The sequence below is a fragment of the Rhizobium sp. 2MFCol3.1 genome (assembly GCF_000377565.1).
Taxonomy (GTDB): Bacteria; Pseudomonadota; Alphaproteobacteria; order Rhizobiales; family Rhizobiaceae; genus Rhizobium.
The window spans coordinates 107675-117191 of the sequence record NZ_KB898372.1; the positions used below are offsets into that span (position 1 = coordinate 107675).

The 9517-nt window shown below is 58.4% G+C and carries 12 protein-coding genes and 1 pseudogene; 11 read left to right on the forward strand and 2 right to left on the reverse strand.

Annotated features, from left to right (window positions below):
• The first annotated feature begins 104 nt into the window (after positions 1-104).
• The 3 genes from D460_RS36675 to D460_RS0127475 all read left to right on the forward strand — a co-directional run bounded on the left by D460_RS36675 (position 105) and on the right by D460_RS0127475 (position 3143).
• Positions 105-269: a hypothetical protein gene (locus D460_RS36675; protein WP_018901822.1), complete on the forward strand. Its 165-nt coding sequence runs from the start codon at positions 105-107 to the stop codon at positions 267-269.
• Positions 270-457: 188 nt separating this feature from the next.
• On the forward strand, positions 458-2122 hold the full coding sequence (locus D460_RS0127470; protein WP_018901823.1) for an N-6 DNA methylase: 1665 nt from the start codon (positions 458-460) through the stop codon (positions 2120-2122).
• Positions 2112-3143, forward strand: coding sequence for a hypothetical protein (locus D460_RS0127475; RefSeq protein WP_018901824.1), 1032 nt, complete (start codon positions 2112-2114; stop codon positions 3141-3143). The genes D460_RS0127470 and D460_RS0127475 overlap by 11 nt, the downstream gene beginning before the upstream one ends.
• A 206-nt stretch (positions 3144-3349) precedes the next feature.
• On the opposite strand, the gene D460_RS0127480 is transcribed toward D460_RS0127475, so the two are convergent.
• Positions 3350-3913 carry a TetR/AcrR family transcriptional regulator gene (locus D460_RS0127480; protein WP_026283610.1) on the reverse strand — a complete coding sequence of 188 codons (564 nt, stop codon included), beginning with the start codon at positions 3911-3913 and terminating at the stop codon, positions 3350-3352.
• A 108-nt stretch (positions 3914-4021) separates the two neighbouring features.
• Here D460_RS0127480 and D460_RS0127485 point away from each other — a divergent pair, with 108 nt between their 5' ends.
• From D460_RS0127485 to D460_RS0127500, 3 genes and pseudogenes are all read left to right on the forward strand, one after another.
• Positions 4022-5431, forward strand: a complete 1410-nt coding sequence (locus D460_RS0127485; protein ID WP_018901826.1) for an amidase — start codon at positions 4022-4024, stop codon at positions 5429-5431.
• A 180-nt stretch (positions 5432-5611) separates the two neighbouring features.
• Positions 5612-5902, forward strand: a pseudogene (locus D460_RS34010) (DNA mismatch repair protein MutT); the annotation flags it as partial.
• Positions 5903-6013: 111 nt separating this feature from the next.
• Positions 6014-6505 (forward strand): cytochrome b/b6 domain-containing protein, encoded by a 492-nt coding sequence (locus tag D460_RS0127500; protein ID WP_018901829.1) that lies wholly within the window; start codon positions 6014-6016, stop codon positions 6503-6505.
• 110 nt (positions 6506-6615) lie between these two features.
• On the opposite strand, the gene D460_RS37110 is transcribed toward D460_RS0127500, so the two are convergent.
• Positions 6616-6741 carry a hypothetical protein gene (locus tag D460_RS37110; RefSeq protein WP_018901830.1) on the reverse strand — a complete coding sequence of 42 codons (126 nt, stop codon included), beginning with the start codon at positions 6739-6741 and terminating at the stop codon, positions 6616-6618.
• Between the two features lie 326 nt (positions 6742-7067).
• Here D460_RS37110 and D460_RS36945 point away from each other — a divergent pair, with 326 nt between their 5' ends.
• From D460_RS36945 to D460_RS37130, 5 genes are all read left to right on the forward strand, one after another.
• Positions 7068-7439, forward strand: coding sequence for a hypothetical protein (locus D460_RS36945; protein WP_245267819.1), 372 nt, complete (start codon positions 7068-7070; stop codon positions 7437-7439).
• Between the two features lie 75 nt (positions 7440-7514).
• Positions 7515-7838: a PAS domain S-box protein gene (locus D460_RS37115; protein WP_280741335.1), complete on the forward strand. Its 324-nt coding sequence runs from the start codon at positions 7515-7517 to the stop codon at positions 7836-7838.
• The gene (locus tag D460_RS37120; protein ID WP_280741336.1) at positions 7792-8652 is read left to right on the forward strand and encodes an HWE histidine kinase domain-containing protein; all 861 of its coding nucleotides are present in this window, start codon (positions 7792-7794) and stop codon (positions 8650-8652) included. The genes D460_RS37115 and D460_RS37120 overlap by 47 nt, the downstream gene beginning before the upstream one ends.
• 142 nt (positions 8653-8794) lie before the next feature.
• On the forward strand, positions 8795-8920 hold the full coding sequence (locus D460_RS37125; protein ID WP_280741337.1) for a hypothetical protein: 126 nt from the start codon (positions 8795-8797) through the stop codon (positions 8918-8920).
• 51 nt (positions 8921-8971) lie between these two features.
• Complete coding sequence (locus tag D460_RS37130; RefSeq protein ID WP_280741338.1) at positions 8972-9103, forward strand: hypothetical protein; 132 nt, start codon at positions 8972-8974, stop codon at positions 9101-9103.
• The last annotated feature ends 414 nt before the right edge of the window (positions 9104-9517 follow it).

The window sequence follows — 9517 nt, forward strand, 5'->3', positions numbered from 1 at the left end:
CGCGCATTCATGGGCGATGATGCCAATGGCCGTACGGAAATCCTCTTCGTCGCGATCGGCCTCCTCGAGCACAATCGGGCAACCGGACCCGCCGACAAAACGATATGCGTCTTAACGGCGTCGCCACGCATGACCACCATACTCTTTCCGACGCCGGCCAAGCCCTCGTCATTTGTACCGCTCAACGGCGCCAGCCCTTCGACGCCGCGATCGAGGTCACGCAGCGCCTCGTCGTAATCGACCGCTACGGTCACTCCGTCGAGCGCTGATATCGATAACCGAAAGTCGCTCCGTGATATCGGGCGACATAGAGGCTTGGAAAGCTCCAACTTCCTACAAACTCTCCGCCGGCTTAGCAAACTGGAAATGAGAACAAAGAGTAGACAGAAATTCATCTCTGTAGGATAGGTAAGCAGCAAGACAGCGAACCCATCCGTGCACGATTCGGGAGATAGCCGTGACCTCCGTTACCCATCGCGAACCTATCGACACTCCCATTCTTCGCAAGGAAAGAGGGGCGTTTTTCACACCTGCGGCGATCACCCGGTTTATTTCCAAATGGGCCATTCGCGCGCCTGATGATCGCGTGCTTGAGCCTGCCGCCGGAGACGCTGCATTTCTGATTTCTGCGGTCGACCGCCTCCGTGAACTCGCTCCGCCCGGGAAATTGCGGCCGAAGGTCCATGGCGTCGAGATCCACCCCCACAGTGCTGAGATTGCCCGAAAGCGGGTCGCTGATGCTGGCGGCGAAGCAAACATCGAACTTTCCGACTTCTTTACTGTCACGCCGGATCCAACGTTCGAGACTGTCATCGGAAATCCTCCTTTTATCCGGTATCAGGACTTTTCCGGAGAAGCGCGTGCCCGCGCCCGGGAAGCGGCCATCAGGGGCGGCATTTCGCTGACAGGCCTTGCGTCGAGTTGGGCTGCATTCACCGTGCACTCGGCATTGTTTTTGAAGAAGGGTGGCCGCCTGGCCTTTGTCTTGCCAGCAGAACTGCTCTCGGTGAACTATGCCGCTCCTGTCCGCAAGTTCTTATTCAGTCGATTCCGCGACGTGCAGCTCGTTCTGTTCGATGAGCAAGTCTTTCCGGAAGCGGAGGCGGATGTCGTGCTTCTCCTCGCTGAAGGCTACCTTGAGGGGCCAGCGGAGTTCGCAACGATCCGCCAGACGAAGAATGCTGCGACACTCGACACTCTGGGCCCAGGATTGAGCTGGACACCGGCCGATCCGGCGGGCAAGTGGACCGGCAGTCTCGTCGATGTCGACGCGGTGCATCTCTTGCACTCCGTTTCGGCGGCTGGCCTCTACACGAACCTGGAAACCTGGGGCGATACGACGCTCGGAATGGTGACCGGAAACAATAAATACTTCACGCTTTCCCCTCAGCGCGTCGCCGAGCTCGGACTACGTCCGGATGAGTTGCTCAGCCTTTCGCCACCCGGAAGCTCCCACTTGCGCGGGCTTTTGCTCTCGAAACCCCAGCTGAAGAAGCTCGGTGACGATGGGAACGCGATCCACCTATTCTATCCAAAAGACCCGCCATCGAAAGCTGCTGCGGCCTATATTGCCGACGGCCACAGGACGGGCGTCGACACCGCCTATAAGTGCCGCGTCCGCAAGACCTGGTACCGCGTGCCGCTCGTTTCACCCGCAGACCTCCTGCTGACATGCATGAATGCGGACACCCCCCGCATTACGGAAAACGCCGCCAGGGCCCGTCATCTAAACTCGGTGCATGGAGTCTATCTGAACGAGACATATGCTGCTTTGGGCCGCGAACTCCTGCCGGTCGCGAGCTTGAACTCAATCACGCTGTTGCATGCCGAAATGGTTGGCCGTGCCTATGGAGGCGGCATCCTGAAGATCGAGCCGAAAGAGGCGGACGTGTGGGCTATGCCCTCGCCGACCCTGGTTACGTCGCGCGCCGATGCGCTTCGCGCGATCAAGCGAGACATTGGAAAGCTCTTGGACAAAGGGCGGCTGCTCGATGCCGTCAAGCTTGTCGATGAGACACTGCTAGTTGACTGCGAGGTTTCGGCGTCACAAATCGAAGCGGTCCGGTATGCGCGCGCCGAGCTGGCGAAGCGTCGCAATCTGAGGGCAGCAAGTGGTCGCTAAACCAAGTTCGAAAGCAGAAGCCTGGGAAATATTCGATCATATCGTCGAAGCTGCTGCACCTGGCGGGCAACATAGCAATCCGTGGGCGCTTGGTCCGGACGGCCAGCCTTTCTTTCATCCAGATTACGATACCCTTGCGCTATTGCTTGGCGTTCCGCTGCACCTCAAAGTCGGGACGCAGACGGGCGTGCCCGCTCTCGCACTCGATGTCTGGCTCAGCTATGAGCTTAGACGGGCTGGGTTTGGGACGGACCAGGTTTGGCCGCGGCCCGCCAATCCGCGGGTACTTCCTGCGCCCGTTTCCGCGTTCGTCAAATCGCTTCCGACGGCGCTAAGAGCCAAGGCCCAATCCCTTTTGACGTCAAACTCGTCCATTCCGGGGGTGACCTCCTCGTCCGCATCAATTCTGGGTAAAAACTATCTTAAGCAGGTAGATGTTATCATCACGGACTGGGTCACTGGTCCAGAGCTGCTGATCTCGACAAAGCGAATGGACTCCTCCTACGGAAAAAATGCGCCCAACCGCATTGAGGAATCCTACGGCGATGCCAAGAACCTACGCTTGCGCCATCCCCTTGCAGCACTGGGTTTCCTATTCGGTCTTCGATCGGACATCTTGGAGAAGGAACCCAAGACGGCAGAGTGGTTGTTCGATCTTCTCGCCAAACTCGGCCGTGAGGACGATGCATATCACTCGACATGTCTTGTATTGATGGAATACTCGACTGATCCAGTCCTGCCGGCGGCCGACGAGGAAGAACCCGTCGACGGCATTTTAGAGCCAGGCCCGCAGCCGGTAACGGATCCGGCCGAGAGTGAGATCGCGCACCTTGCTGAAAGCACGGTCGAGCGCATCGTCAAGGCCCTGCCGAAAGTCTCGATCCTAGTTGAGCGAACACCAGATGAGCTCTCTCCGGCCCGTTTCCTGACGTCCTTAGTTACGCGTGTTCTCGCAGCTACTCCCGTCAACATGCATGAGGAAGCTAGACAGCGCCGCTCTTACGTCTTACCGAAGAAGTAGAAGTTCGGCCCATCCCGCCTGGCAGCGGTAGGCAAGGGGAAGGGGCACGAAACATCGACCCGCCTGACTCTAAGGCTAAGTTCCTCTCTTTTGCGTCGTAGGCTTTGCCGGTAGCGAAGCAAGATCCCAGCGCAATGTCCCCGATGGGCGGCGTGCCGAGCGGCCGTTCAACGTAGATCGGCTTCATTCGTTCAAGTGGAATACTCTCAACCTGGCAGCAATCCTGCCGTCTGGTAGCTATCGATCATAACGTCGAAGAGCGAGATGTCGGACCTGCTGCGGGCCAGGAGCTGCGCTCCCGCGATCGCGGCAAAGATTGATCTCGCTCGCGCTTCGCTTCCCTTCTTATCCGTCAGGCCGGCATCGAGCAGCTGCTCCGCGAGCCAGGCGATATTGACGTCGGCGAAGGTCTGCACCTGCTGACGGACTTGTTCGGGCAGGTCGTCGTACTCCGCCCCGAGGAAGCTGCCGAGACAAAGGCGGTTGCCATTCTCCAGCGACGTCCGGAACGTCTGCGGATACTTTCGCAGACTGGTTTTAGGATCGCCCTCGTCCCTCGCAACTTCTTCCAGCCACGCCTTCGTGTCCTGCCAGTAGCGCTCGGCGATGGCTGCAGCGAGATCCGCCTTGCTCGGAAAGTGGTGGTAGATGCTGGCGGCCTTGATGCCGACCTCTGTTGCGAGCTCGCGCATGTTTAGGCCACCATATCCGTGCGACTGGGCGCTCAGACGTCCCGCCGCGAGAATGGCTTCCCTTGCACTTCCGCTCATGTCGATGCCCCTTCCGCTTTACCTAACAAATGTTAGATAGGGGTTGACGACGAGATTGTAAAGGCCTAGCTCTTATCTACCTACCAACTGTTAGTTAGAGAGAGCGCCATGAGCAACGAACTGATCTATGCCGATGCCACCAGGCTCGCTGAACTCATCCGCCGCAAGGCGATATCGCCCGTCGAGGTCGTACAGGCCCATCTCGATCGGATCGAAGCGGTCGATCCCAAGGTCAATGCGATCGTCACCGTGGCGGAGGGCGCGCTGAAAGCCGCCCGGAGAGCAGAAGCGGCAGTTTTGGCCGGTGAAGAACTCGGACCGCTTCATGGCGTGCCGTTCACTGTCAAGGATTCCATCGACACAGAAGGCGTGATGACGCAGCGCGGCTCACCGATCTTCAAAGGCCGTTTGCCCGACCGCGACGCGACCAGCGTCGCGCGCCTGAAGAAGGCGGGCGGCATTCTGCTGGCCAAGACGAACCTGCCGGAGTTCTCCTACTGGATCGAGAGCGACAACCTACTGTCCGGGCGCTCAAACAATCCGTGGGATCTGGAACGCACGCCGGGCGGATCAAGCGGCGGGGAGTCTGCCGCTATCGCCGCAGGCATGTCGCCACTCGGTCTTGGGACCGATCTTGCGATCTCCGTGAGGGGGCCAGCGGCGCAGACCGGGATCACCTCGATGAAAGCGACCCACGGCCGCGTCCCGATGACCGGGATCTGGCCACGGGCGCCGCGTCGCTTCTGGCACGTCGGGCCGATGGCCCGGTCTGTGCGGGATGTTGGCCTCGCCTTCTCACAGCTCGCAGGTTCTGACGGACAGGATGCCTTTTCTTCGAGCCCCGTCCCGTTCGACGCCGGGATCGGTCGACAGCCCTTCCGGCAGCTCCGCGTCGGCTGGATGGTTGGCCCTGGGTTCGGCCCGGTCGATCCGGAAGTTGCTACAACCGTCAAAACGGCGGCCGAGGCTCTGAAAGACATCGGCCTCTCAGTCGAGCATGTTGGCATCACGGCACTGGAGAAGGATTTCGCCCTCGACGTCTTCAACCGTCTGCATGTCATGGAGATGAAGCCCGCCTTTCGCGAGGCGACCGCCGGACGTCGAGAGGACGAGCTTTATAAGATGGCAAAGACTATGCTGTCGCTGCCCGACACCTCGATGGCAGACTATGTTGAGGCCGAGCAGGCGGCCGAGCGGCTGCGTGACGGCTACGCCGACTACTTCTCCCGCTACGACGCACTGATCACCCATGTCCTGCCGATCCCTGCCCACAAGCACGGCATCGAGGAATTCGTGATCGACGGGCAGACAGTCGATGCAACCTACCTGCAGGGTGCGACAGTGCCTCTGAACGTGACGGGCCTTCCTGGCGTCTCAATGCGGTTTGGCACCAGCAAAGAAGGTTTGCCAATCAACGTGCAGATCGTCGGCGCATGGCAGGCGGAGTCGACCATCCTGCACGTCGCCTCGCTGCTGGAGAGGGTCAGTCCAACGCGCGTCCTGCACCCGACGCTCTGAAAATCGTTGCCCACCAGCACATCCTTCTCGATTGGGAAGACCATGTTGGTGGGCAAGATCGAAGAAGATTAACGCCAGCCAACGGTGTGCGGGATCGCTGTGGTAGCGGACATGTCAGATGAGTTCGACCGGAAGGAAGCCGAGATCTGCGGGCGCAGGAAGCACCTGAAAGTGTGATTCGAGGCGGCGGCAATCGAGGCCTGGGAAGAGGCAGGGGTGAAAGGCGCCGTCCATAAAACCGCGGTCGGCCGATATACCTACCTCACGTTTCTCGATGACGGTGATGTTGTTCCGACAATCGTCGACCTCGTCCAGATCGAGGTCACTGTGCAGCAAGACGAATTCAAGGAAAAGGGGCAGCGTCGTATCGCCTGGGTCGAACCGGATGAAGCGGCGCGGCGTGTGCGCGAGTTGGAGCTGAAGTCGCTGCTTGTGGATTTCAAACCCAAGAGAAAACGCAAAGGTACCTGACCGGGCAAACGGCATAGCCTACTGCAAAGAATATTCCGCGGGCAATGTTGGAATTCAGGTGCGCGTCAGCTCTTGCGGCAACTGATCGATGCAAACAAATGGAGCCTTTGCATGAAGCCGCACTCCTATTCGATCGTTCAACGCTTCCTTCACTGGACGGTTGCTCTTCTGGTGTTCTTCAACCTTTTGTTTCCGGATGGGATGAACGCCTGGCACCGCTTGATCCGACACAGCCAGACACCAACGGCTGCCGATGTCTCCAGCGCCAACATTCATGCATATGTCGGGATTGCCATCCTGTTGCTTGCGATCCTACGCCTCGCAATGCGATGGCAGACTGGCGTTCCGGCTGAGCCTGCCGGTCAGCCAGCGCTACTGCAACTGGCAGCCAGGGTGGCTCACCTACTGCTTTATGCACTGATCTTCCTAATGCCGATTTCTGGGATTGCCGCATATTACTTCGGAATCGATGCGGCCGGCTCGATCCACGCCGATATCATGAAGGTTGTGCTGTGGGCCGTCATTGCGGCCCATGTCTTTGGGGCGCTTGTCCAGCACTTCTATTTCCGGACAAATGTTCTACGTCGGATGACAGTCGGCTGATTTTGTCGCGTGCGCCTCCAACGGCTCAGACTGATGTCCGCGATCGGTGTTGGAAAAATGCAGTACCGACACGCATACCGATGACCGCAGGGCAGATCGTGCGCAGCACCTCAAAAGAGCGCGGCAATGATCATCGCAGCGCCCGCGAAAATGGTCACGCCCGACAATGCGGCGGCGAGCAACAGGAACTCGATTGGCTCGTCTGCGACAAAGTAGTCGCACTTTTGATGCTCCATGATTGCGCTCCCCGCTCAATCGTGTGATTCGAATTCCTAAAGCAGGTTAACCTCAGATGGCATTTTCGCAAGGTTACGCGTGACAAATACGCGATGGCTGGGCAGATCGGCCAAACGTCGTCTACACGCTCGCCATGCCCGTTGGGACGAGTTGGCCGCTATCGTTGCTATAACGCTCGACATCAGCAGTTTGCTGCTCTCTGCCCCTGTTGCGGGCATTGTAGGACTGAGAGTCTCCGCCATATTGTCGAGGTCGCTGGATGGCTCTGCGAAATCATTGATTTTGCTTTCTGATTTGTGTTGAAATCATCGTGGATAATCGGCAAGTGAGTGAAGAGATCGGCGGAGACTCAATGCTCAACGAAACCGCACTCTCCTTTGGAGAAATGGCCGAACTCTTACGCGACCACGACTGGGAGTCGACAAGCCTTGGTGCCATGTCTGAATGGCCGCCTGCGTTGAAATTTGCCGTCGAGTTGGCGTTGCCCTCCCATGCACAAATCGTGATGTTTTGCGGCCCCGACTTCGTAGCGATCTATAACGACACCTACCCGCCCAGCATAGGGACGAAACATCCCGACGCGCTCGGCCGCCCCGCGCGCGAGCACTGGGGCGAACTTTGGGACGACCTCGAACCCCTTCTGCGACGCGTTGTGGAAACAGGCGAACCCGTTTCGGCTAAGGGTAGGCAGTTTTAAATTTAGCGCCCCGACCCGGAGACTGTCTATTTTGACATCTCCTACTCTCCAGTGTTCGGCGCAAACGGCGAGGTTGTGGCTGTCTTTTGCATCGTCAACGAGACGACGGCGCAGGTGAAGGCTGAGACTGCGCTTCGCGAGAGCGAGGAACGTTTGCGTTCGATGATTGATCAGACGACCGTTGGGGTTCTCCAGGCAGACCTCGAGAGGCATCTGTCCTTCGTAAATCCCGGCTTCTGCGAGATCGTAGGTTACTCGGTCGATGAACTGCCTCATTTGACACTCCGGGATCTGACACACCCCGATGACCTTCCCGCGAGCATGGCGTCGCTAGGAAGCTTAGGCAACGACGGTGAGAGCTACACGCTCGAGAAGCGCTACGTTCGCAACCCCACCTGACCGAATAGACGAAGAAAAGCAAATCATCGGCCGCATTAAGTTCGGCGACCGCGTTGAGCCGCATGATACCATCCGACGCCACAAGAACGGCCGCGATGTGGAAGTCTCACTTTCCGTGTCGCCTATCTACGACAGCAATGGCCGCATTGTGGGTGCATCGAAGAACGCCCGCGACATCAGCGTGCGCAAAGAGGCCGAGCGTATTCAAGCCACGCTGATCGCAGAATTGAACCATCGCGTCAAAAATGTGCTGGCGACAGTGACTGCCATCGCCAGGCAAACTTTCGCCCGCGCGACCGACATTGGTTCTGCGACCAAGACATTCGAAGCTCGGTTGCGGTCGATGGCGCGTGCCCACGACCTCCTCCCACATGGAAGCTGGGAAAGCGCGAGCCTGAACAGCCTCGTTCGCGAGGCGCTCTCGCCATACCCCGCCGATAGAATCGACATTCTAGGCCCAGACACCCCAGTGACGCCCAAGCTCGTCGTCGCCCTTTCGCTCATCCTTCACGAGTTGTCGACGAACGCTGCCAAGTACGGCGCGCTTTCGACGGAAGCAGGCCGTATTCATATATCGTGGTCAGTTGAAGATATGCACCCGCCCAAACTTTTATTGAACTGGATCGAGGTCGGTGGACCCGTGGTCGTCCCTCCCGTTAGAAAAGGCTTTGGCAGCCGCTTGATCGAGGGTCTTCGTCCGGGCGAACTGGGCGGCAGCGTGGACGTTACATACAAGCCAGGAGGACTCCAATGCCATATTCAAGCGTCCCTCGATATAGATTGGGCGAGCCAGCCCGCAGACTACAGCGACTAGGCTCCAGCGCATCGAGCGGATCAGCCACTACCGTGCGCAGACCCAACGCTCTGCCCGCCGGCAGCTCCCAGGCCGCTCGACCACCTTGCTGAGGCCTTGATCCAGCCTACCGAGGCCTTCGTTCACCCAAGTGCGTCCGGCAATGCAGCAGAGCTGCCGCGATGGTAAACCCTACGGCCCATCGCCAATAGCGGCGTCCAGCAAGTCGCTCTACCTGATCGGTCTGATCACCACCGAGGGCGACGTGGAGCTGCGAACGGAAATCTGAGATTTCCTTTCGTAGCCAGGCAGCTTCCCGTTCAAGGTCTTGGAGATCGCCTTGTTGATCGCCATCGGAGTGGATAACCGCCGCTTCATCGGCGATGTCGGCGAGTTGCTCTTCAAGTTCCGCGTGACTTTTGAACCCTCTCATCCGCGTGTCCGTCATCCCTATGTTCCTCAGGTGAATTAAACGAAAACGGAACGTGCCACCTTGCAAAAAGATGCAGCATCTTGAGACTTTTATTAGGCTAACGCAGTGCAGGGCGTGATAGTCACCTGATGCCCCGTTCTTGAAAGAACTCGAACCGGCGACAGGTTGATCAGATCGCTAAGTGTCTGAAAAGAAATACTTGTCAAAGCTGAATAGGGCTGCGACGTTGTCAGCCATTTAGAAACGCGACACTGGCTGCTCGGATCAGCCCCCGATCCGACCGGCTGGGCCGGGTTGAAAGGGCGGAGCGGGGGCGGGTGATGACGCTCCCTTTCGGCTTTAGCTTTCTCTGTGGCAATTGTTTCGTCGTCGGCTGATACTCGCTTTTATCTGAATAGAGCGGGTAAGGATCAAAGCTGCACGATGCTTCCGGAAATCAAGCTGCAGGGTGAC